The organism is Mitsuaria sp. BK041, from assembly GCF_014193085.1.
Lineage (GTDB): Bacteria > Pseudomonadota > Gammaproteobacteria > Burkholderiales > Burkholderiaceae_C > Roseateles.
The window spans coordinates 1,284,043-1,305,330 of sequence record NZ_JACHYT010000002.1 but is presented as its reverse complement, the minus strand read 5'-3'; the positions used below and the strand labels follow the sequence as shown (position 1 = coordinate 1,305,330).

The following is a 21,288-nucleotide window of genomic DNA, read 5'->3' as shown; positions in this document are numbered from 1 at the left end:
GCGCGGCGGACATGGGCCTCAGTGTCGGTGCAAACGCAGCGGCGGCCGCATGGGGATTGCCGCGCTTGCGTGCGAGGGCCGCTTGCGGATCAACGCTCGGCCAGCGCCCGGCGCAGATTGCCCGCATGGCGCGCGAGCAGCGCGCGGGCCGCATCGGCATCGATCGCGCGCCGCAGCATCACGATCGCCGTCTTGACGTGGAAGCCGCAGCGCTCGAGCGCGGCACGCGCCGCCGGCTCGTCGGCAGCGCTGGCGCGCATCGTCAGCGCGACCGCACGGCGCACCAGCTTCGCGTTGGTCGCCTTCATATCCACCATCAGGTTGCCGTGGACCTTGTGCAGGCGGACCATCAGCGCGCTCGAGAAACTGTTGAGCGCGATCTTCTGCGCCGTGCCGGCCTTCAGCCGCGTGCTGCCCGAGATGACCTCGGCGCCGGTGTCCAGCAGGATCGGATGATCGCTGGCGGCCAGCACCGCGGCGCCCGGGTTGTTGGCCAGCGCCACCGTCAGCGCGCCCGCCGCGCGCCCGGCCGCCAGTGCGCCCAGCACATACGGCGTGTGACCCGAGGCGGCGATGCCGATGACGACGTCGTCCGGCGTCGGCGCGAGCGCCTCCAGGTCGCGGCGGCCCTGCGGCTCGTCGTCCTCCGCGCCTTCGACGGCCACGAACATCGCGCCCTCGCCGCCGGCCAGGACCGCGACGGCGCGCTCGCGCGGCCAGGAGAAGGTCGGCACCAGCTCGACACTGTCCAGCACCCCGAGCCGGCCCGAGGTGCCCGCGCCCGCGTACAGCAGCCGCCCGCCGACCACCAGCCGCGGCAGCGCCGCGTTCACGGCCGCCGCCAGCGCCCCGGCGGCCGCGCGCACCGCCGCCACGGCCGCGCGCTGGTCGTCGATGAAGACCTCCATCAGGCGGAGGCTGTCGTACAGGTCCAGGTCCGGGTGATGCTCGCTCGGGGTTTCAGTGTTCAGAGGCTGCGGGGAATCGGGCATGGTGCGGCCTACTCTAGTGGGCGCGCCCGGCGGCTGCCAATGAAACGGCGCGGGAACGCCATAACCGGTGGTGATCGCAAGGGCTCTGGCAAGGACTGCCACCTTCGGCGCGCAGGCCCGACCAGGGCATGAGGCCTCGCGTCCGCGAACCTCACGCCCTGTTCGAGCCTCACCGGCGGCCGGGCGTGCGGGCCTCGGCGTCGAGCACGGACTGGATCACCTCGGCCAGGGCGACCGGCGTGGGGGCCGGGTCCAGCTCGACCAGCACCATGTAGCCGCGGTCACGGCCCTGGGCGGTGAAGGCCTGCAGCAGTGCGATCTGGTCGCTGTGCACCATCGTGCCCTCCGGCGACCAGTACTCCATCGCCACCAGGCAACCGTCCGACGGCGTGCCCGGGTAGAAGCGGCTGCCGACGTAGTAGCGCGGATCGATGGTGCTGCCATGCATCAGCATCTCGTCGCGACCGGCGCGGCCCGCGAGCCAGGCCTCCTGCAACGGGGCGTAGTCGCGCCAGGACGCAGGCAGCAACGCGCGGTAGCGGTCCAGCGTCCAGGCCGGCTCGTCGGCGCCGGGGACGCGCTGCTCGTACTCGGCGACGCTGGCTTCGCCCGGCACCTTGGTGTGGAGGTAAGGCGTCGGGCCGATCCAGATGTTGGAGGCGGCGCGTCCGGCGCCCTGGATGGTGAACAGGCCCTGCGGAGTGTTGCCCAGCGTGATCGTGCCCGGCAGGCCGCTGCTGGACAGCGCCAGCTGCTCGATGTTGAAGAGCCCGCCATCGGCGCGTCGCACGAAACGGCCGTCGGCTTGCCGCACCAGCGCCAGGCCCATCTGCTGCCGGCCCGGTCGCTGGAAGCTGAACACCACCGGGTAGCCGGGGCGGATCGCCAGCAGGTCCGCCAGCGGCGGACGCGCCGGCTGCGGCACGCCCTGCGCCGTCGCCAGGGCCTGGGCCAGCGCCTGCAGGCGCGGCTCGTCTCGGTCGCGCTGCGCCAGTTGCGACTGGATCAGCGCCAGGTCCGCCGGCTGGCGGGTCTGCATCAGCGCATAGGCGGCGATCGCGAATTCGCGCGGCGCGGCCAGGCGCGGCAGCAGCGGACGCAGCAGCGGCGCCGCGTCGAAGGCGTAGAGCGTGAAGGCGGCCGTCAGCAGCGGGCGCTGGACCTCCGCCGGCTGGCTGTCCAGCGCGGGCAGCGCGGCCAGCAGCGCCGGGCGGGCGGTGTCGATCTCGGCCCGGTAATGGGCAACCAGTCGTAGCGCCTGCGCCAGTTCGCGCAAGGCGGCGCCGTCCTGCGGCGCGGCCAGTGCCTGCGCCGCGGCGGTGCGGATGCGGGCGCGGTCGTTGATCCAGCGCGCCTGCGCGTCGGCGCCGCTGCCGACGGTGGAGCGGAACTGCTCCGGCCGCAGCGCCTGCAGCGCGGCGGGGGCGAAGGGCCCGCCCGGCACGGCCTGAGGCGTGGAAGCCGGGGCCTGGGGCGCGCGCGACCACTGGGCGCAGGCGCTCAGCAGCAGCGGCGCGGCCAGGGCGGCCCATGCAGGCCAGCGGGGCTGGTGGGGCCAGGACTTGTCCGGCGCCGGGGCGGTCGACAAGGAAACGGGGGCGGTGGACGGCTGCATGGCGGCCGATTCTAGGGAGCGTGCCTCGGCAAGTTCTGCCGCCTGGGCCGGGAACGCCGTTTGCATCCCGCCCGCTTCGACTGGACTAGGACGGATGCACGATGGTGTCGATGAGGACGTGGCGCCTGCGCCTCGCGAAGGCGATGACGTGGGCGGCGGCGGTGCTGGCGGCACTGATCGCCGCCTGGTCGGACGAGGCGTCGGCGCAGGTCGCGGCGCTGCCGGCGCAGACTCCGGCCTTGAACGCCGCCGCGGCGGCGAAGACGCCGTCCGAGTGCGCCGCCATCGCGGACAACGACGCCCGGCTGGCCTGCTACGACCGCCTGCATGGCCGCGCGCCCGACGCGGCGCCGCCGTCGGCGGTCGCGCAGGCGGCGCCGGTGCCGGTGCCCGCCGCGCTGCCGGTGGCGGCCGCGGCCAGCGTGCCGCGGGTGGACGATCCGTGCTCGCGCCTGCCGGAGGCCTCGGGCAGCGCCCGCAACTACCTGGGCTCGACGCTGTCCGAGCGCTGGGAGCTGTCCTGCCGTGACCAGCTCCCGCGCTTCCTGCCGCGGCCCTACAAGCCGGTCTACCTGCTGCCGGTGTCCTGGACCTCGCGCTCCAACCGCTCCCCGGCGCCGTCGTCCGAAACGCCGGACAACGGCGTGGTGCAGGCGCTGGACCTGGACAAGAACGAAGCCAAGTTCCAGATCAGCCTGAAGTCCAAGATCTGGTCGCTCGACGACCACGGCAGCCTGTCCGTCTGGGGCGCCTACACCCAGAGCTCCCGCTGGCAGGTCTACAACGGGCGCGTGTCGCGGCCCTTCCGCGAGACCAACTACGAGCCGGAGCTGATCGTGACCCACGGCGCCGACGTGGCGCTGCCCTTCGGCTGGAAGGCCAGCATGGTGGGCCTGAGCCTGAACCACCAGTCCAACGGCCGGGCGGCGCCACTGTCGCGCAGCTGGAACCGGCTGATCGGCGACCTGAGCCTGGAACACGGCGAGACCACCGTCAGCCTGCGGCCCTGGTGGCGGATCCTGAACGGCGGCAGCGACGACAACCCGCGCATCCAGGACTACGTCGGCCGCGGCGAGGTGCTGGTGACGCAGAAGCTGGGGCGCCACGTGCTGGCGCTGACGGCGCGGCACAGCCTGCGTTTCGGCGACCGCTCGCGCGGCTCCGCGCAGTTGGAATGGGCCTTCCCGATCGGCGGCGGCCTGCATGGCTACCTGCAGCTGTTCAGCGGCTACGGCGAGAGCCTGATCGACTACAACTTCCGCGAATCGCGGGTGGGGCTGGGCGTGTCCGTCATCGAATGGCGCTAGGCGCGGCCGCTCCTCGCGACCGGCCGCCGCCGGCCGGACTTCCGTCACGACCGGGCGCCGCCGCCGCGTCACGGGGCCCGGTTTCGATGAATATGGCGCACCCCGCGCGGCCCGCCCCCATCGCCTTCGCGCGGCGGCTCGACTAGGCTGCGCGCATGTCCGCTTTCATCGACACCTGCGTCATCTGGGTGGTGCTCTATCGCCTGGACGGCCGCGACCGCCAATGGGTCCGCGCCCTGCCGCCCTCGGCGGAGGCGGCGGTGCGCGCGCTGCTGCTGGAGGAGCTCGACGAGCTCTATGGCGAGCGCGCGACGCTGGTCTCGCTGCGCCCGGCCCTGGACGCCGAACGCGGTGCCTTCCTCGCCGGCGGCCTGCCGATGTGCCCGGTGGCTGCGCCGGCCGGACCCTCGGCCGCCTGAGCGGCGCCCCCGGCGCACGCGGTCCCCACCCGACCGATACGGCCAATACGGCGCACGCGGCCCGGCCTCGCCACCGCCCGGTGGCGGCGAAACGACAACGTCGACGGCCCGGTCGGTTTCATCGCGGTTACGGCCCCAAGCGCAACGACGCCACGAGAGAATCCCGCGCTCGTGTCCACCGCTGTCAGCGGCGGCGCGCGTCCGCCTCCCGCCGCCGCACCATGTCGTCCCCCTCGCACACGCCGCCGTCGCCCCGCCTGTTCTCGCTGGCCTGGCCCCTGTTCCTCGAGCTCTGCCTGGGCATCGCCGTCGGCGTGATCGGCACCATGATGGCGGCCCGGATCTCCGATCCCGCCGGGGCCGCCTTCGCGCTGGCCAACCAGTTGGCGGCCACGCTGTTCATCCTCTTCCGCATCATCGGCGCCGGCATCAGCGTGGTCATCACGCAGGCGCTGGGCAGCGGCCGCCGCGCGGTGGCGGACGCGACCGCGCGCGCCGCGCTCGGCGCCAGCAGCTGGCTGGGCGGCTCCACCGCGGTGATGGCGCTGCTGTTCGCCGGCCCGCTGCTGCGCCTGATGAATGCCCCGGCGGAAGTGCTGCCGCTGGCGCAGCCCTTCCTGATGGCGCTGGCGCCGGCGCTGATGCTGGACGCCTGGAATGCCTCGATGGCCAGCGTCATGCGCGCCCACCTGCGCAGCCGCGACACGCTGCTGGTGCTGGTGGCGATGCAGGTGGCGCAGCTGCTGCTGTCGGTGCTGCTGATGCCGCGCCTGGGCCTGCCGGGCTTCGCGCTGGCGCTGGCGCTGAGCCGCGCCTTCGGCCTGGGCCTGCATGTCTGGCTGTGGCGCGCGCGCCTGGACCTGCGCCCGCGCGCCTCCGACTGGTGGCGGCTGCCGCGCGCGGAGCTCGCCGCGGTGCTGCACATCGGCCTGCCCGGCGCGGCCGAGAACATCGCCTACCGCCTGGCCTACATGGTGAGCATCGCCGTGGCCGGGCATCTGGGCGCGTCGGCGCTGGCGGCGCACAGCTACACCTCGCAGCTGATGTACTTCGTGCTGCTGCCCGGCCTGGCGACCGGCTTCGCGGCGGAGATCGTCGTCGGCCACCTGATCGGCGCCGGCCAGCTGCACGAGGCCCACCGGCTGGTGCGCCGCGCGCTGGCGCGCGGGCTGGCGATCAGCGTGGTGGTCGCGGGCGCGGCGGCGGCGGCGTCGCCGTGGCTGCTGACGCTGTTCACCCACGACGAGGCCATCCTCGCCAGCGCGGCCGTGCTGATGTGGATCACGGTGATCCTGGAGCCGGGGCGGACCTTCAACCTCGTGGTCATCAACGCCCTGCGCGCCGCCGGCGACGCGAAGTATCCGGTGATGGTCGGCGCGGGCTCGATGCTGCTGGTGCTGGCCGGCGGCAGCTGGCTGCTGGGCGAGGTGTTCGGGCTGGGCCTGGTCGGCCTGTGGATCGCCTATGCGGCGGACGAATGGATCCGCGGGCTGCTGATGTGGCGCCGCTGGGCGCGACTGGGCTGGGTGCCGCAGGCGCGGGCGGTGCACCGCCGGCTGCGCCTGGCCGCGCAGGCGCACTGACGCGGGCGGCAATGCGGCGCGGCCGTGAGGCCATGACGCCTCCGCGCTGTCGACGGATTTGACACTCGCGCGCCGTCCCGCCGGGGCCGACGGAAAAACCTCAATCGCCGTCCCCACTTGCAGTTCTGGCCCGGGCCTTGCTGCGAGAGACCGACCGTGCGCGCGCAGACGCGCCGGCCGCCGTCAGGGGGACGACAACGAGCTCCGCAGGGACGGCTCCGCAGGCCGGGGACCGCCGCTCGGGGCGGAGGAGACCGCCATGTCCGTGCTTGCATCCTTCGTCCTTGCCGCCGCCGCGGCCACGCCGGCTTCGACGCCGCCTTGCGCGCCCGCGCGTCCGGAGCAACTGCGCAACGAGCTGTCGCCATCGCAGGGCCTGGGGCGCTACACCGACCTGAGCCCCGCCGTGCGCGAGGCGCTCGCCCGCCGCATCGACCAGCTGCGCATCGACGACCTGGTGATGCTCAGCCGCGCCGGCGTCAACGGCCAGTACCGCTACGACGACGAGATCCGCCACGCGCTGATCGGCAACCTGCTCTGCGACCGGCTCGACCTGTCGTCGTGGAAGGCGACCGACGAGGCCAGCGCCCTGGTGTTCTGCGAAGGCGACACCTGCGTCGCCCTGACCGTCGACGGCCGCGTGCTGACGCGCCTGAGCCGGCGCAAGCCCGATGCCTTCGACGCGCTCGCGCAGGCGCTGCGCATCCGGCCCGGCGGCCCGCAGACGGAGCTCGAGCTGCCGCCGCCCGCGGCCGGCACGGCCAACGGCTGGGCGCGCCAGCGGCTGCTGGTGCAGACGCGGGCGGGCCTGGACGACAAGGCACTGGCCAGGATCCTCGGCCCGCACGGCGGCAAGGCGCGCCGCATCGGCCGCACGCAGGTCGCCATCGTCGACCTTCCGCCCAACGCCTCGGAGACCGCGGTGGCGATGACGCTGGCCCGCCATCCGCAGCTCAAGACGGCCGAGCTGGACATGCGGGTGTCGCCCGCGATGACGCCCAACGATCCCTACATGGGCAGCGAGTGGCACCTGGTGCGCATCAACGCGCCGCAGGCCTGGGACACCGCCCAGGGCGCCGGCATCAAGATCGCGATCCTGGACACCGGCATCGACGCCAGCCATCCCGACCTGGCCGGCCGCATGGTCCCGGGCTGGAATTTCTATGACGGCAACGCCGACACCAGCGACGTCCACGGCCACGGCACGGCGGTGGCCGGCGCGGCGGCGGCGGCCTTGAACAATGGCATCGGCGTCGCGGCCGTCGCCGGCCAGGCGCAGCTGATGCCGGTGCGCATCGCCGATCCCAATGCCTATGCCTACTGGAGCACCGTCGCGCAAGGCTTGAGCTGGGCGGCGGACCAGGGCGCCCGCGTGGCCAACATCAGCTACAGCGGCGTGGCGGGCAGCGTCTCGGTGCAGAGCTCGGCCGACTACCTGCGCAGCAAGGGCGGGCTGGTCGTGGTCGCGGCCGGCAACAACGGCATCGACGAGGGCATCACGCCCACGGCCAGCATGATCCCGGTCTCCGCCACCAACGAGACCGATGCCAGGACCAGCTGGTCCAGCTACGGCAACTTCGTCGCGCTGGCCGCGCCCGGGCAGAACATCTGGACCACCCAGCGCGGCGGCAGCTATGGCGCCTGGTGGGGGACCTCGCTGGCCAGCCCGGTCGTGGCCGGCACCGTCGCGCTGCTGATGTCGGCCCGGCCGACGCTCAGCGGCAGCGCGATCCAGAACGCGCTGTTCACCACCGCCGTGGATCTCGGCACCGCCGGGCGGGATCCGTATTTCGGCTGGGGCCGCATCAACGCCGGCGCGGCGATGCAGGCGGTGCTGAGCGCGCCCGCGCCCGATACCCAGCCGCCCGCCGTCTCGGTGAGCGCGCCGCTCAACGGCGCGACGGTCAACGGGCTGGTCGCCGTCGATGTCGGCGCCTCCGACAACCAGGGCATCGCCCGTGTGGACCTGCGGGTCAACGGCAGCGTCGTCGCCTCGGACACCTCGGCGCCCTACGGCTTCAGCTGGGACTCGACCCGGGTCGCCAACGGCGCGGTGACGCTCACCGCCACCGCGGTCGACGCGGCCGGCAATGCCGGCACCAGCGCGGCGGTGACGCTGACGGTGGCCAATGCGGCGCTGGTCGACACGCAGCCGCCGGAGATCGCGATCGCGACGCCCGCGGCCAATGCCAAGTTCGCCGGCAACACGCTGACGATCTCGACCCGCGCCAGCGACAACGCCGGCGACGCCGGCATCCGCCAGACGCTCTACGTCGACGGCGCGCAGGTGGCGAGCGGCACCGGCGCCACCCTGAGCTTCACCTGGAACCTGAAGAAGGCCTCGGCCGGCACGCACACGATCCAGGCCGTCGCGAAGGACGCCGCCGGCAACACCGCGGTGGCGACGACGTCCTTCACGAAGTAGGCGGGCGGACCGGCGCGGGGCTCGCCGGAACGCAAGAAAGCCCGCCGAAGCGGGCTTTCTGTCGAGGCCTGCTTTCGCGTGACCAGGTCTCAGGACGGGCGGCGCAGCGGGCGTGTCAGCACCCGGCGCGACAGGCCGGCGGCGAGTGCCGCGATGGCGATCAGCGCCAGCGCGTCGGGCTCCGGCACGTTGCCGCCGCCGCCGCCCGAGCCGCCGCCACCGCCTTCGCCGCAGCCCGGCTGGCTGGCGACGCAACCGGCGAACTCCACCGACACCTCGTTCGTGCCGACGCTCTGGAACTTCGCGGAGTAGGGGCTGGTGAAGGTGATGCCCTGCATGAAGTCACCGCCGGCCTCGGCCGTGAGGACGAGGTTGAAGGACGACATCATTCCCTCGCCCAGCCCGTCGCCGATCGGTCCGCCGGAGCAGGAGTTGCCGGCCCAGACGCACAGGTCGACCTTCTTGAAGCTCGGGAAGTTGTCGTCGATCGATGCGGACCATCCGGAACCGGCGGTGGCGCCCTGGAGCGCCGGCGTGACGACGTCGATGCCGAACGACAGCAGCGCGTTCTGCCCCGGCCCGAAGGAGTTGTTCGTGACGATGGTCGCGAAGGTGGCGCTGGTCGCGGACCAGCTGGTCAGCGTGAACTTCACCGTGGCCGACAGCGTGGCGCCGTCGACCGTGCTGGTATAGAGCAGCGTCGTGGTGTCGTTGAGGCCGCCGAACACCACCGCCGTGGCCTGCGCCTGGCTGCAGAGGGCCAATGCCGCAGCGGCGACGATCCCATGGATCATTGTTGGCTTCATGATCGATCCCTTCCCGGACGATGCACGTGGCTGTTGTTCTCCCCTGCCTTCCCTATGCATAAGCCGGGCCACTTCGCCAAGCCGTTGATCCGGCGTGAGATTTCCGTTGATCTGATAAATCCGCGCACGGAACTGTAAAAAAATGCGACGCGGCGGGCACGCCGGTTGCCGTTGCGTCCGCCCGTGTGGGGCAACGCCGTCGCGGACGCGGCGCCTATGATCCCGCCCGCGATGAATTACCTGCTCAAGCGCCTGGCGGTGCTGTTGCTGACGCTGCTGGCCGCTTCGGCGCTGATCTTCGGCGCGCTGGAATGGCTGCCCGGCAATGCCGCCCAACTGATCATGGGACCCGAGGCCCCGCCCGAAGCGGTCGCGGCGCTGGCCCGCCAGCTGGGACTGGACCAGCCGGCGTGGTCCCGCTACCTCGCCTGGCTGGCCGGCCTGGTGCGCGGCGACCTCGGCCTGTCCTACGCCTACGGCGCGCCGGTCGCCGACCTGATCCTCGAGCGCCTGGCCCTGACCCTGCCGCTGGCGCTGCTGGCGATGTCGATGACGGTGGTGCTGGCGCTGGGCGCCGGCTGGTGGGCCGCCAGCCAGCACGGCCGCGCGGGCGACCACCTGGTGATGGGCCTCACGCAGCTGGGCCTGGCGGTGCCGAGCTTCTGGCTGGGCATGCTGCTGGTGCTGCTGTTCGCGGTGAAGCTGCAGTGGGTCGACGCCGGCGGTTTCCCCGGCTGGTCCGAGGACCTCGGCGGCGGCTTCTGGCCGGGCCTGCGCGCGCTGCTGCTGCCGGCGGCGGCGCTGGCGGTGGTGCAGGCGGCGATCCTGGCGCGCATCGCGCGCTCCGCGCTGCTGGACATCGCCCGCGAGGACTTCATGCGCAGCGCCCGCGCCAAGGGCCTGTCGCGCCGCGCGGCGCTGTGGCGGCACGGCCTGCGCCATGCCGCGATCCCGCTGCTGACGCTGGGCGGGCTGCAGTTCGCCAACCTGCTGGCCGGCACCATCGTCATCGAGAACGTCTTCACCTTGCCCGGCCTGGGCCGCCTGATGGCGCAGGCGATCGCCAACCGCGACCTGATCGTCGTGCGCAACGGCGTCATGGGGCTGGCGGCGCTGGTGCTGCTGCTGAATTTCACGATCGACCTGCTGCACGGCTGGATCGATCCCCGGCTGCGCACGCGGGCCGAGGCCGACGTCGAGGCGGAGGGCGCGGCATGAAGGACGGTGCCAAGGACAGCATGAGGTCCGACGTGAGGTCCGGCATGAAGTCCGGCGTGAGGTCGGGCATGACGCGCGCCGGCTTCCTCGCGGGCGCCGTGCTGACCGCCGCGCTGCTGCTGGCGGCGCTGCTGTCGCTGGTCTGGACGCCCTGGCCGCCCGAGCAGATCGACATGGCCCGCCGCCTGGCCGCGCCCAGCCCGGCGCACTGGCTGGGCTGCGACCAGCTCGGCCGCGACGTCCTCAGCCGCCTGATGGCCGGGGCGCGCAGTGCCTGGCTGGTGGGCCTGGTGGCGGTCGGCATCGGGCTGCTGGCCGGCACCGCGCTCGGGCTGGTCGCGGCCGCGCGGCGAGGCGCGGTGGAGGCGCTGATCCTGCGCGGCGCCGACCTGGGCTACGCCTTTCCCGCGCTGTTGCTGGCGATCCTGCTGGCGGCGGCGCTGGGGCCTGGCATGACGGTGGCGATGGCGGCGATCGGCCTGCATGCGGTGCCGTCCTTCGCGCGGCTGGTCAATGGCAGCGCCAAGAGCTGGTGGGCGCGCGACTTCGTGCTGGCCGCCCGCGTCGCGGGGCAGGGCCGGTGGGCGATCACGCTGCGTCACGTGCTGCCGCAGCTGCTGCCGCTGCTGGTCGTGCAGGGCACGACCAGCTTCGCGCTGGCCATCCTGGCCGAGGCCGGCCTGTCCTATCTCGGCCTGGGCGCCCAGCCGCCGCAGGCCAGTTGGGGACGGCTGCTCGCCGAGGCCCAGACGCTGATGTTCGAGGCGCCGCAGCTGGCGCTCGCGCCGGGCCTGGCGATCACGCTGGCGGTGCTGGGCCTGAACCTGCTGGGCGACGGTCTGCGCGATCGCCTCGATCCCAAGGAGCTGCCGCGATGAGCGCGCCGCTGCTCGAGGTCCGCGACCTGCAGGTGTGGCTCGCCGGGCGCGGTGGCGCGGCGCTGCATGCGCTGCGCGGCATCGACCTGAGGCTGGACCGCGGCGAGTGCCTGGCGCTGATCGGCGAGTCCGGCAGCGGCAAGACGCTGACGGCGCTGGCCGTGATGGGGCTGCTGCCGGACGGCGCGCGGGCCACCGGCCGCATCGCCCTGGACGGCCGCGAGCTGCTCGCGCTCGACGAGGACGACTGGTGCGGCCTGCGCGGCCGCCGTGTCGCGATGGTGTTCCAGGAGCCGCTGACGGCGCTGAACCCGCTGCAGCGCGTGCTGGCGCAGGTGATGGAGCCGATCCGCCTGCACCGCCTCGCGCCGGACCGCGCGAGCGCCCGTCAGCGTGCGCTGGCGCTGCTGGCGCGCGTCGGCCTCGAGGAGCGGCAGGCCTGCGCCTATCCGCACCAGCTCTCCGGGGGCCAGCGCCAGCGGGCGCTGATCGCGATGGCGCTCGCCGCCGAGCCCGAACTGCTGATCGCCGACGAGCCGACCACCGCCCTGGATGCGCGGCTGCGCGTGCAGGTCCTGGAACTGCTGCGGGAGCTGGTCGCCGAGCGCGGCATGGGGCTGCTGCTGATCTCGCACGACCTCGCGCTGACGGCGCGCCGCGTCGATCGCCTGCTGATCCTGTACGGCGGACGAGTGATGGAGCAGGGCGTCGCGGCGGACTTGCTGGCACACCCGCGCCATCCCTACACGCAGGCGCTGTGGGCGGCGCGGCCGCGGCTGGGCGCCGGGCGGGACCAGCCGCTGCATCCGCTCAAGGGCAACGTGCCGGCGCTGGCGCAGCTCGGCGACGGCTGTCCGTTCGCGCCGCGCTGCCCGCTGGCGACCGCCCGCTGCGCCGCGGAGCCGCCTCGTTTCGACGGCCGGCTCGCCTGCTGGGAGGTGTCGACATGAGCGGGGTCATCGGCCGGACTCCGGCGCCGTCGTCCTCGCCAGCGGCCCCGCTGCTCGAGGTCGACGGACTGGGCCAGCGCTACGGCGGCCGCACGGTGCTCAAGGACATCGCGTTCACGCTGCCGGCGGGCGAGTCGCTCGGCATCATCGGCGAGTCGGGGGCCGGCAAGAGCACCTTGGCGCGCCTGGTCATGGCGCTGGAACGGCCGCGCCACGGCCGGGTGCGGTGGTCCGGCCAGGACGTGAACGCGATGCCCGCCGCCGCGCGCCGCGCGCTGCGGCCCGGCGTGCAGATGGTGTTCCAGGATCCCTACGGCTCGCTCGATCCGCGCTGGCGCGTCGGCCGCAGCGTGGTGGAGCCGCTCGCCGCGCTGCCGATGACCGACGCGCAGCGCCAGGCGCGGCTGCTGGAGGTGCTCGCCGAGGTGGGCCTGGAGCCCGACGCGGCGCTGCGCTTCCCGCACCAGTTCTCCGGCGGCCAGCGCCAGCGCCTGGCGATCGCGCGGGCGCTGGCGACGCGCCCCCGGCTGATCGTCGCGGACGAGCCGCTGTCCGCGCTGGACGTCTCGGTGCAGGCGCAGATCCTGGCGCTGCTGCGCGAGCTGCAGCGGCGCGACGGCATCAGCCTGGTCATCGTCAGCCACGACCTCGCCGCGGTCGAGGTGCTGTGCGACCACGCGCTGGTACTGCGCGGCGGCGAAGCGGTCGAGCAGGGCCCGGCCGCGCGCCTGCTGGGCGATCCCCGGCATCCCTACACCCGGGACCTGCTGGCCGCTTTGGCATGATCCGCGGCCATGGACACCTCCCTGGACCGCCGCCGTTTCCACCGGCTCTCGATCGGCGCCGTCGGCGCCAGCCTCGGCGCCGCGCTGCCGGCCTTCGCGCAGGTGCCCGGCGGGCGGCCGCTGGTGCTGGGCATGACCCTCGAGCCCCCGGGCCTGGACCCGACCGCCGGCGCCGCCGCCGCCATCGGCGAGATCGTGCTCTACAACGTGCTGGAGCCGCTGACCAAGGTGGCCGAGGACGGCTCGGCCCGCCCCCTGCTGGCGCTGCGCTGGAGCGCCTCGGCGGACCAGAAGACCTGGACCTTCGCGCTGCGTCCGGGCGTGCGCTTCCACAACGGCGCGCCCTTTGACGCCACGGCGGTGAAGCTCAGCTTCGAGCGCGCGGCCGCGCCGAACAGCCTCAACAAGGACCGCCGCGTCTTCGAGAACATCGCCGCGATCGCGACGCCCGATCCGCTGACCGCGGTGCTGACGCTCAGGCATCCGGAGCCCGACCTGCCGGCGCTGCTGGCGCAGGCGACGGCGGTGATCGTCGAGCCCGGCAGCGCCGCCGGCAACGCGCAGAACCCGGTGGGCACCGGGCCCTACCGTGTCGCCCAGTGGCAGCGCGGCGCCAGCCTCACCGTCGCCGCCTGGCCGGGCTTCCGCGACGCGGCCTCGATCCGGATCCCGCGGGTGCAGTTCCGCTTCATCGGCGAACCGGCCGCGCAGGTCGCCGCGCTGCTGGCCGGCGACGTGGACGCCTTCCCGCGCGTGGCCGCGGCCCGGGCGCTGTCCCAGTTCAAGGCGCAGCCGCGGCGCTTCCAGGTGATCACCGCCTCCTCGCGCGCCAAGACCATCCTGGCCATCAACCACCAGCGGCCGCCGCTGGGCGACGTCCGCGTGCGCCGCGCCATCGCCATGGCGATCGACCGCAAGGCCGTCATCCAGGCCAGCGCCGACGGCTACGGCGTGCCGATCGGCAGCTTCGTCACGCCGGACGCGCCGGGCTACGTCGACTGCACCGCGATCAACGCCTACGACCCGGCCGCCGCGAAGGCGCTGCTGGCCCAGGCCAAGGCGACCGGGCTGTCCCTGTCGCTGAAGCTGCCGCCGGTGCCGTACGCGCGCCAGGGCGGCGAGCTGATCGCGGCGCAGCTGGCGGCGGTCGGCATCACCGCCCGGATCGAGCAGATCGAATGGGCCCAGTGGCTGTCCAGCGTCTACGGCAGCAAGGCCTACGACCTGACCGTCATCGCGCATGTGGAGCCCTACGACTTCGGCAACTTCGCCCGGGCGGACTACTACTGGGGCTACCGCAGCCCGGCCTTCAACGCGCTGTACGAGCGCATGCAGGGCAGCGCCGATCCGGCCGAGCGGGCCCGGCTCTTCGGCCAGGCGCAGCGCCAGGTCGCCGAGGACGCGGTCGCGGCCTTCCTCTACCAGCCCCAATGGATCACGGTGGCGCGGGCCGGCCTGAAGGGCCTGTGGAGCCGCACCCCGCTGTTCGCCAACGACCTGTCCGCGCTGAGCTGGGCATGAAGCCGTGCAAGCCCCCTGATGCAGGGACGCGGCGGCGGCGCGCTGTCGCGTGGCCGCGTCAGCCGGCGAGGCGCGACGGCGGCTCGTCGGAGCTCGCGCGCCGGCCGTCCACCGAGAGGGCTTTTCCTCTACAGGCCGTCTTGCGGCCGGTGTAGCGTGCGCGGTTTGGGGAGGAGTCGGAGAGCCGCATGCCGTTTGAATTGCCTGAGACCCTGCAGCCGTTCCTGTTGCCGCTGCTGATCGTGGTCCCGCTGGCCATCGTGATCATCATCATCACGGTGCGCCGTGGCGACTATCGCGACGTGGGCGCGCCGCCGCCATCGCCCCGTCCCCTGCCGCCCGGCCCGGCCGCCCGCGCCAGCTCGGCCCCCGCCGTGGCGCCCGCCGCCACGTCCCCCGCGACCACCGCCTCGCCCGAGCGCCTGCCGCTGCTGGTGGTCGACGACTCGGCGGTCGTGCGCGCCAAGCTGCTGAAGCTGTTCAGCGAAGCCGGCCACGAGGTGGTCGCCGCGCGCGACGGCGTGGAGGCGATGGAGCTGCTCGGCCAGACCCGCTTCGGCGTGCTGATCACCGACCTGGAGATGCCCAACATGGACGGCTTCGAGCTGATCAAGGCGGTGCAGGGCGCGATGGCGACCGAGGACCTGCCCATCATCGCCATCAGCGGCCATGAGGAGCTGCACGCCCGGCTGCACCAGGTGCAGGGCCTGTACGGCATGTTCCACAAGCCCTGGAACGACCGCGAGCTGATCAAGCGCGTCGAGGCGCTGTCCCACCTGCGGCAACCGGTCCGTTCATGAGCGTGGGTCGCTGGCTGAAGCGCGGCGCGCTCACGGTCGCCGTGCTGGCGGCGCTGGGCGCCGCCGCCGCGGCCTGGCATGTCCACCAGAAGCTGCCGCAGCGCGACGGCGAGCTGCAGCTGTCCGGCCTGAGCGCGCCGGTCACCGTCCGCTACGACGAGTGGGGCGTGCCCCACATCGACGCGCGCAACGAGGACGACCTCTACCGCGCGCTCGGCTACCTGCACGCGCAGGACCGGCTGTTCCAGATGGAGATGCTGCGCCGGCTGGCGCGCGGCGAGCTGGCGGAGGTGCTCGGGCCCAAGCTGGTCGACACCGACCGGCTGTTCCGCGCGCTCGGCATCCGCCAGCGCGCCGATGAACTCGCCGCGGCGAGCGCGGCCATCACCGCCCAGCCGGGAGCGACCCGCGCGCTGTATGCCTACCTGGACGGCGTCAACCAGTACCAGGCGACGCGGCCCGCGCCGCTGGAGTTCGAGGTCCTGGGCATTCCCAAGCGCCCGTTCACCGCCGCGGATACCTACAGCATCGCCGGCTACCTGGCCTACAGCTTCGCCGCGGCTTTCCGCACCGAGCCGGCGTTGACCGCGGTGCGGGACCAGCTCGGTCCCGACTACCTGCGCATCTTCGACCTGGACTGGCATCCCTCCGGTGTGCTGGAGCCGCAGGCGCTGGACACGCCGCGCGGGCGCTTCCCCGACGTGGCGCCGATGCTGGCGCGGCTGGCCGCGGTCGGCGACCAGGCCGCGGCGCTGGCCGGGCTGCCGCAGTTCGAGGGCAGCAACGCCTGGGTCGTGTCGGGCAGCCGCACCGTCAGCGGCAAGCCGCTGCTGGCGGGCGATCCGCACATCGCGTACTCGGCGCCGGCCGTGTGGTGGGAGGCGCACCTGCGCACGCCGCAGTTCGAGCTCTACGGGCATCACCTCGCGCTCAACCCGATGGCGCTGCTGGGACACAACCGGCGCTTCGGCTGGAGCCTGACGATGTTCCAGAACGACGACGTCGACCTGATCGCCGAGAAGGTCAACCCGGCCAACGCCAACGAGGTCTGGTACCAGGGCCGCTGGGTCGCGATGACCGCGCGGCAGGAGACGCTCAAGGTCAAGGGCCAGCCCGACCAGGTGCTGACGCTGCGCCGCTCGCCGCACGGGCCCATCGTCAACGACGCGCTGCCGGGCGACCGCGGCGAGCGCCCGGTCGCGATGTGGTGGGCCTTCCTGGAGACCGAAAACCCGGTGCTCGACGGCTTCTACCGGCTGGGCCGCGCCGACACGCTGGACCGCGCGCGCGACGCGGCGAGCCTGGTGCATGCGCCGGGGCTGAACATCGTGTGGGCCAACGCCAGTGGCGACATCGCCTGGTGGGCGGCCGCGAAGCTGCCGCAGCGGCCGCCGGGCGTGAATCCGGCCTTCGTGCTGGACGGCGCGACCGGCGAGGCCGACAAGCCGGGCTTCCTGCCGTTCTCGGCCAATCCGCACGAAGAGAACCCGGCGCGCGGCTACATCGTGTCGGCCAATTTCCAGCCGACCGGGGACACGCCGGTGCCGGGCTACTACAACCTGGCCGAGCGCGGCCGGCGCCTGGACGGACTGCTGAGCCAGGGCAAGCGCTGGGACATCCACAACAGCCAGGCGCTGCAGCTGGACGTGCAGACCGACTACGGCCCGCGCGTGCTGCGGCCGATCATCCCGCTGCTGCGCGGATCGGCCTCGGTCGAGGAGCAGCCGCTGGTCGAGGCGCTGGTGCGCTGGAACGGCGCCTACAAGGCGGACGCGGTGGCGCCGGTGCTGTTCCAGCAGTTCACCGCCGAGTTGCTGCGGGCGGCGCTCAAGGATGAGCTCGGCGAGGCGCAGTTCGAGAACCTGCGCCGCACCCGCGCGCTCGACCACGCCTTGCCGCGGCTGATGGCGGATGCGGACTCGCCCTGGTGGGATGACCGCTCGACGCCGCAGCGCGAGACGCAGACCGACATCGTGCGCCGCGCCTGGAAAGCGACGGTCGCGCACCTGCAGGCGACGCTGGGCCCCGACAGCGGGACCTGGCGCTGGGACGCGGTGCACACGCTGACGCACGAGCATCCGCTGGGCCGGCAGAAGCCGCTGGACCGGATCTTCAACGTCGGTCCGTTCCCGGTGCCCGGCGGGCATGAGGTGCCCAACAACTTCGCGCAGCGCAACGGCAGTGGGCCGTGGCCGGTGGTCTACGGACCGTCGACGCGCCGGTTGATCGACTTCGCGCGGCCGCAGGAGGCGCTCGGCGTCAATCCGGTCGGGCAGAGCGGTGTCTGGCCGGACGCGCATTACGCCGACCAGGCCGCGCTGCTGGCCCAGGGCCGTTATCGCCGCGAGTGGTTGGACGAGGCCGATGTGCGCGCGCATTCGAACGGCCTGCTGGTGCTCAAGCCATGAGGGCCACGTCGGGCGCACGCGGGGCACCTTGCGCGCGGGCCGCCGTGCTGGCGCTGGCGATGCTCGCCGCGACCTGCTTCGCGATGCCCGCCCTGGCGGTGGACCTGCCGGCACCGGCGGAGCTCGCGCGGCGGCTGGCCGCCGGGCCGGCAACCGGCGCGTCCGGCCCGGCGACGGCGGCGGCCACGGCCAAGGCGACGGCCGCTGTCACCGTCACCGTGCTCGAGCCGCACCTGATGCGTGACGGACGCATGCCCGAGGTCCGCTACCTTGGCGTGCCCGCCGACGCGGCGTTGACGGCGGTGCTTGGCACGGGTTGGCGTGCGCCGGGGCAGGAACTGGAATTCCGCGCGCTGGATGGTTTCGTCTCGCGCATTCCGGTGGAGCGCTTCGCGCAGCATCGCGCGTGGCTGGTGCACGCGCGCGCCGATGGCCGGCCCTTCCAGGTCGACAACCACCTGCAAGGCGAGCGGCAGGTGCCGCTCGGGCCGTATTACCTCGTGTGGGACAACCGCGCCTCGAAGGCGCTGCAGGCCGAGGGCGGCGCGCTCTGGCCCTACCAGGTGGCGTCGGTGAGCGTGGGGCCGTCCTCGACGCGCGCGCTGCTGCCGGATGGCCTGGCCGCCCGGTACGCCGACGCGGCGGACCTCGCCCGCACCCACTGCCTGAGCTGCCACCGCATCCGCGGCTACGGCGGCGACAAGATGCCGCTGGACCTGGACGTCGTCGTGCGCGGCTACGACGCCGCGGCCTGGCAGCGCTGGCTGCTGGCGCCCGCCGCGGTGCGGCCCGGCACGAAGATGCCGGCGCTCGCCGAGGGCATGTCCGCCGACGAGCGGGCCGCCATCGCGCAGCGGCTCTACGACTACCTGCGCGCGCTGCCGCCTCGCTGAGCGGGCGGTCAGAACCAGGGCTTGGGCAGCTGCTCCGTCTCGATCGCGCGCAGCAGCGCCGGGCGCTGCGCCATGCGCTCGAGGAAGGCGGCGAGGGCGGGGCGGTTGCGCGCGGGATGGCTGAAGTTGCGCGTCCAGCGGCACAGCATGAAGGCGAAGGGGTCCAGCACCGAATAGCGCTCGCCGAGCAGGAACGGACCGCCGTGGCGTTCGAACTCGGCGGCGAGCAGGTCCAGCTGCGCCGCGGCGCGCACCTGCGCCTGGGCTTTGACCTCGGCGCTGCCGGCGGCGTTGCCCGGGGCGACGAAGCGGTCCGGGTAGTAGTAGGTGATGACGGTGGGCTGCAGCGTGTTGGTCAGCCACATCAGCCACTTGTAGGCATGGGCGCGCTCGGCGCTGCCCAGCGGCGGCATCAGGCCGGCCTCGGGATGGGTGTCGGCCAGGTGCAGCAGGATCGCGGCGGTCTCGAACAGCACCAGCTCGCCCTGGCGCGTGTCGCGCAGCGCGGGCAGCAGGCCGTTGGGATTGAGCTTCAGGAACGTGGGGGATTTGTGCTCGTCGCGGTCGCGATCGACGAGGCGGAGCTGGAACGGCACGCCCAGTTCCTGCAGGAGCACGTGCGGGGCGAAGCTGGCGTTGCTGGGGAAGTAGTAGAGCTCGATCATGGCGGCGGGGTCGAGGTGGGGCGAGGTGAGGTCGCAAGAAAGGCGTGCGCCCGGCGGCGCGTGGAGAGGCCGTGAGGGCCGTGTCGTCATGTCGTGACGTCGCGGATGCCCGGCGGCGCGCATCATCGCCGATCGTCGCGCGCGACCGTTGCGCCACCGCGCGCGACCCGCTTCCGTCCCATGCGCGGCTCGTGCGCTGACCGTGCACGGACCGACACGGGCAATGGATCTTTACCCCTGCGAAACGCCCTTCCGTAGACGCAGCCGAAGGGCCCGGCGTTCAATAAGCCTCCGGACTTCCTGGGCGCCGCACGGCGGCGCGAGCAGATCATGAGCAAGCTTCGTTGGTTGATTCCCGTCGCGCTGGCGCTGAGCGCCGGCGTCGCCTCGGCGCAGCACCACGGCGGCGGCGCGCGGGTCGACATCGGCCTGCGCTTCGACAGCCGCTACCACCACGACCACTACTACCCCGCGCCCGGTTACGTGGCCCGCGGCCTGCCGGGCGGCGCGGTGTTCGTCGGCAACCGCTACTGGTACCACGGCGGCGTCTGGTACCAGCCCTGGGGGCCGAGCTTCCGTGTCATCGCCCCGCCGATCGGCTTCGTGGTGCCGGTCCTGCCCAGCGCCTACGTGACGCTGCGCATCGGCGGGCTGCCCTACTACTACGCCAACGGCGCGTATTACACGGTGGCCACCGGCGAGCCGGGCTACGTCGTGGTCGCGCCGCCGCCCGGCGCCGACACCGCGACGCCGGCCCCGGTGGCGCCGCCGCGGCCGGACCCGATCATCTATCCGCGTCACGGGCAGTCCGCCGCGCAGACCGAGGCCGACCGCCAGGACTGCAACCGCTGGGCGACCTCGCAGCCCACCGCGATGAATGACGCGGGCGTGTTCAACCGCGCGGTGGAGGCCTGCATGGACGGGCGCGGGTACAGCATGCGCTGAGCGCGGGGTGCGCCGCTAGACCACGCATCCCGCCTCGCCGCGATCCTCCGGCAAGGCGCTGCTGACGACCTGCACGCCGTAGCGTTCCGCGGTCATGTGGGCCAGGATGGCCAGCGCGATCTCGGGCGGCGTGCGGGCGCCGATGTGCAGGCCCACCGGGCCGTGCAGGCGGTCGAGCTGGGCATCGCTCAGGTCGAAGTGCTCCTTCAGCCGCGCGCGGCGCTTGGCCTGGTTCACCCGCGAGCCGATCGCGCCGACATAGAACGCGGGGCTGCGCAGCGCCTCCATCAGCGCCAGGTCATCCAGCTTCGGATCGTGCGTCAGCGCGACCACCGCCGTGTGCCCGTCCGGCCGCAGCCGCTGGACGACGTCGTCCGGCATCTCGCGCGTCAGGGGCGCCGCGATCAGCGTCCACGGGTAGTCGTCGCGCGGATCGCAGACCTGCACCTGGTAATCGAGCGCCAGCGCCATCTGCGCCAGGTACTGGCTCATCTGGCCCGCGCCGATGATCAGCAGCCGCCACTGCGGCCCGTGGTGGGTCACCAGCCGGGTGTCGCTCAGCACCAGCCGGTCGGCGCCGTCGCGCGAATGCGCCGGCGGCTCCGCCAGCGTCACCGCGCCGGTGGCCAGCTCCAGCGTGCGCAGCACCCGCTCGCCGCGCGAGAGCCGCTCCAGCAGCGGGCCGATCGCCGACTGCGATCCCACCGGCTCCAGCATCAACTCCAGCGTGCCGCCGCAGGGCAGGCCGAAACGCTGCGCCGCCTCGGCGCCGACCCCATAGCGGATCAGCTCCGGCGTGCGCAGGCTGAGCGCGCCTTCGCGGATCTTCGCGACCAGGTCGTCCTCGATGCAGCCGCCCGAGACCGAGCCGGCGATCAATCCGTCCGCGCGCACCGCGACGATCGACCCGACCGGCCGTGGCGCCGAGCCCCAGGTCCGGGTGATCGTGCCCAGCACGACGCGCTGATCGGCGTCTAGCCACTGCTGCACCTGGCGCAGCACCTGCAGGTCCATGTTGTCCATCCCCGCACCATAGCGAAATTCGTTGCGGCCTGCCTTGGCCGGGGGCGGCGGGCCA

Annotated in this window: 18 protein-coding genes; 13 read left to right on the top strand and 5 right to left on the bottom strand. The window is 73.4% G+C overall.

Going from position 1 to position 21,288, the window contains the following annotated elements; all coding sequences use genetic code 11:
- Nucleotides 1-89 precede the first annotated feature (89 nt).
- Nucleotides 90-992 (bottom strand): N-acetylmuramic acid 6-phosphate etherase, encoded by a 903-nt coding sequence (locus FHT38_RS21605; RefSeq protein ID WP_183493176.1) that lies wholly within the window; start codon nucleotides 990-992, stop codon nucleotides 90-92.
- Between the two features lie 169 nt (nucleotides 993-1,161).
- Nucleotides 1,162-2,607, bottom strand: coding sequence for a hypothetical protein (locus tag FHT38_RS21600; RefSeq protein ID WP_183493175.1), 1,446 nt, complete (start codon nucleotides 2,605-2,607; stop codon nucleotides 1,162-1,164).
- 110 nt (nucleotides 2,608-2,717) lie between these two features.
- On the opposite strand from FHT38_RS21600, the gene FHT38_RS21595 reads away from it, so the two are divergent.
- The 4 genes from FHT38_RS21595 to FHT38_RS21580 all read left to right on the top strand — a co-directional run bounded on the left by FHT38_RS21595 (nucleotide 2,718) and on the right by FHT38_RS21580 (nucleotide 8,341).
- Nucleotides 2,718-3,914 (top strand): phospholipase A, encoded by a 1,197-nt coding sequence (locus FHT38_RS21595; RefSeq protein WP_183483376.1) that lies wholly within the window; start codon nucleotides 2,718-2,720, stop codon nucleotides 3,912-3,914.
- 155 nt (nucleotides 3,915-4,069) lie between these two features.
- The gene (locus FHT38_RS21590) at nucleotides 4,070-4,333 is read left to right on the top strand and encodes a hypothetical protein (RefSeq protein WP_183483374.1); all 264 of its coding nucleotides are present in this window, start codon (nucleotides 4,070-4,072) and stop codon (nucleotides 4,331-4,333) included.
- Between the two features lie 221 nt (nucleotides 4,334-4,554).
- Nucleotides 4,555-5,916 carry an MATE family efflux transporter gene (locus FHT38_RS21585; protein WP_183493174.1) on the top strand — a complete coding sequence of 454 codons (1,362 nt, stop codon included), beginning with the start codon at nucleotides 4,555-4,557 and terminating at the stop codon, nucleotides 5,914-5,916.
- 259 nt (nucleotides 5,917-6,175) lie between these two features.
- Entirely contained in the window at nucleotides 6,176-8,341 is a 2,166-nt protein-coding gene (locus tag FHT38_RS21580; RefSeq protein ID WP_255488884.1) for a S8 family serine peptidase, read from the top strand.
- A gap of 89 nt (nucleotides 8,342-8,430) precedes the next feature.
- Here the strand turns inward: FHT38_RS21580 and FHT38_RS21575 are convergent, their stop codons facing one another.
- Nucleotides 8,431-9,147 (bottom strand): cistern family PEP-CTERM protein, encoded by a 717-nt coding sequence (locus tag FHT38_RS21575; protein WP_183493173.1) that lies wholly within the window; start codon nucleotides 9,145-9,147, stop codon nucleotides 8,431-8,433.
- A 216-nt stretch (nucleotides 9,148-9,363) separates the two neighbouring features.
- Here FHT38_RS21575 and FHT38_RS21570 point away from each other — a divergent pair, with 216 nt between their 5' ends.
- From FHT38_RS21570 to FHT38_RS21535, 8 genes are all read left to right on the top strand, one after another.
- Entirely contained in the window at nucleotides 9,364-10,365 is a 1,002-nt protein-coding gene (locus FHT38_RS21570; RefSeq protein ID WP_183493172.1) for an ABC transporter permease, read from the top strand.
- Nucleotides 10,366-10,409: 44 nt separating this feature from the next.
- Nucleotides 10,410-11,243 carry an ABC transporter permease gene (locus FHT38_RS21565; protein WP_255488959.1) on the top strand — a complete coding sequence of 278 codons (834 nt, stop codon included), beginning with the start codon at nucleotides 10,410-10,412 and terminating at the stop codon, nucleotides 11,241-11,243.
- A complete protein-coding gene (locus FHT38_RS21560; RefSeq protein WP_091728970.1) occupies nucleotides 11,240-12,193 on the top strand; it encodes an ABC transporter ATP-binding protein in 954 nt (317 codons plus the stop codon). The genes FHT38_RS21565 and FHT38_RS21560 overlap by 4 nt, the downstream gene beginning before the upstream one ends.
- Nucleotides 12,190-12,978, top strand: coding sequence for an ABC transporter ATP-binding protein (locus tag FHT38_RS21555; RefSeq protein ID WP_183493171.1), 789 nt, complete (start codon nucleotides 12,190-12,192; stop codon nucleotides 12,976-12,978). The genes FHT38_RS21560 and FHT38_RS21555 overlap by 4 nt, the downstream gene beginning before the upstream one ends.
- 9 nt (nucleotides 12,979-12,987) lie before the next feature.
- Nucleotides 12,988-14,499 carry an ABC transporter substrate-binding protein gene (locus FHT38_RS21550; RefSeq protein WP_183493170.1) on the top strand — a complete coding sequence of 504 codons (1,512 nt, stop codon included), beginning with the start codon at nucleotides 12,988-12,990 and terminating at the stop codon, nucleotides 14,497-14,499.
- Nucleotides 14,500-14,687: 188 nt separating this feature from the next.
- Nucleotides 14,688-15,299, top strand: a complete 612-nt coding sequence (locus FHT38_RS21545) for a response regulator (RefSeq protein WP_183493169.1) — start codon at nucleotides 14,688-14,690, stop codon at nucleotides 15,297-15,299.
- Nucleotides 15,296-17,707 carry a penicillin acylase family protein gene (locus tag FHT38_RS21540; protein ID WP_183493168.1) on the top strand — a complete coding sequence of 804 codons (2,412 nt, stop codon included), beginning with the start codon at nucleotides 15,296-15,298 and terminating at the stop codon, nucleotides 17,705-17,707. Before FHT38_RS21545 ends, FHT38_RS21540 begins: the two co-directional genes overlap by 4 nt.
- Nucleotides 17,704-18,600, top strand: coding sequence for a hypothetical protein (locus FHT38_RS21535; RefSeq protein WP_183493167.1), 897 nt, complete (start codon nucleotides 17,704-17,706; stop codon nucleotides 18,598-18,600). Before FHT38_RS21540 ends, FHT38_RS21535 begins: the two co-directional genes overlap by 4 nt.
- A gap of 8 nt (nucleotides 18,601-18,608) precedes the next feature.
- Here FHT38_RS21535 and FHT38_RS21530 read toward each other — a convergent pair whose 3' ends face one another.
- Nucleotides 18,609-19,265, bottom strand: coding sequence for a glutathione S-transferase family protein (locus FHT38_RS21530; RefSeq protein ID WP_183493166.1), 657 nt, complete (start codon nucleotides 19,263-19,265; stop codon nucleotides 18,609-18,611).
- A gap of 330 nt (nucleotides 19,266-19,595) precedes the next feature.
- Here FHT38_RS21530 and FHT38_RS21525 point away from each other — a divergent pair, with 330 nt between their 5' ends.
- Nucleotides 19,596-20,210, top strand: a complete 615-nt coding sequence (locus FHT38_RS21525; RefSeq protein ID WP_183483352.1) for a DUF6515 family protein — start codon at nucleotides 19,596-19,598, stop codon at nucleotides 20,208-20,210.
- A 15-nt stretch (nucleotides 20,211-20,225) separates the two neighbouring features.
- Here the strand turns inward: FHT38_RS21525 and FHT38_RS21520 are convergent, their stop codons facing one another.
- The gene (locus tag FHT38_RS21520) at nucleotides 20,226-21,233 is read right to left on the bottom strand and encodes an XdhC family protein (protein ID WP_091728939.1); all 1,008 of its coding nucleotides are present in this window, start codon (nucleotides 21,231-21,233) and stop codon (nucleotides 20,226-20,228) included.
- Between the last annotated feature and the right edge of the window lie 55 nt (nucleotides 21,234-21,288).

Bases quoted from the DNA above. Each gene is read 5' to 3' on its own strand.
- FHT38_RS21585 (WP_183493174.1), top strand. From the start codon at position 4,555: ATGTCGTCCCCCTCGCACACGCCGCCGTCGCCCCGCCTGTTCTCGCTG.
- FHT38_RS21545 (WP_183493169.1), top strand. From the start codon at position 14,688: ATGCCGTTTGAATTGCCTGAGACCCTGCAGCCGTTCCTGTTGCCGCTG.
- FHT38_RS21535 (WP_183493167.1), top strand. From the start codon at position 17,704: ATGAGGGCCACGTCGGGCGCACGCGGGGCACCTTGCGCGCGGGCCGCC.
- FHT38_RS21600 (WP_183493175.1), bottom strand. From the start codon at position 2,607: ATGCAGCCGTCCACCGCCCCCGTTTCCTTGTCGACCGCCCCGGCGCCG.
- FHT38_RS21540 (WP_183493168.1), top strand. From the start codon at position 15,296: ATGAGCGTGGGTCGCTGGCTGAAGCGCGGCGCGCTCACGGTCGCCGTG.
- FHT38_RS21570 (WP_183493172.1), top strand. From the start codon at position 9,364: ATGATCCCGCCCGCGATGAATTACCTGCTCAAGCGCCTGGCGGTGCTG.
- FHT38_RS21595 (WP_183483376.1), top strand. From the start codon at position 2,718: ATGAGGACGTGGCGCCTGCGCCTCGCGAAGGCGATGACGTGGGCGGCG.
- FHT38_RS21565 (WP_255488959.1), top strand. From the start codon at position 10,410: ATGAAGTCCGGCGTGAGGTCGGGCATGACGCGCGCCGGCTTCCTCGCG.
- FHT38_RS21560 (WP_091728970.1), top strand. From the start codon at position 11,240: ATGAGCGCGCCGCTGCTCGAGGTCCGCGACCTGCAGGTGTGGCTCGCC.
- FHT38_RS21580 (WP_255488884.1), top strand. From the start codon at position 6,176: ATGTCCGTGCTTGCATCCTTCGTCCTTGCCGCCGCCGCGGCCACGCCG.
- FHT38_RS21525 (WP_183483352.1), top strand. From the start codon at position 19,596: ATGAGCAAGCTTCGTTGGTTGATTCCCGTCGCGCTGGCGCTGAGCGCC.
- FHT38_RS21555 (WP_183493171.1), top strand. From the start codon at position 12,190: ATGAGCGGGGTCATCGGCCGGACTCCGGCGCCGTCGTCCTCGCCAGCG.
- FHT38_RS21575 (WP_183493173.1), bottom strand. From the start codon at position 9,147: ATGAAGCCAACAATGATCCATGGGATCGTCGCCGCTGCGGCATTGGCC.
- FHT38_RS21605 (WP_183493176.1), bottom strand. From the start codon at position 992: ATGCCCGATTCCCCGCAGCCTCTGAACACTGAAACCCCGAGCGAGCAT.
- FHT38_RS21550 (WP_183493170.1), top strand. From the start codon at position 12,988: ATGGACACCTCCCTGGACCGCCGCCGTTTCCACCGGCTCTCGATCGGC.
- FHT38_RS21530 (WP_183493166.1), bottom strand. From the start codon at position 19,265: ATGATCGAGCTCTACTACTTCCCCAGCAACGCCAGCTTCGCCCCGCAC.
- FHT38_RS21590 (WP_183483374.1), top strand. From the start codon at position 4,070: ATGTCCGCTTTCATCGACACCTGCGTCATCTGGGTGGTGCTCTATCGC.
- FHT38_RS21520 (WP_091728939.1), bottom strand. From the start codon at position 21,233: ATGGACAACATGGACCTGCAGGTGCTGCGCCAGGTGCAGCAGTGGCTA.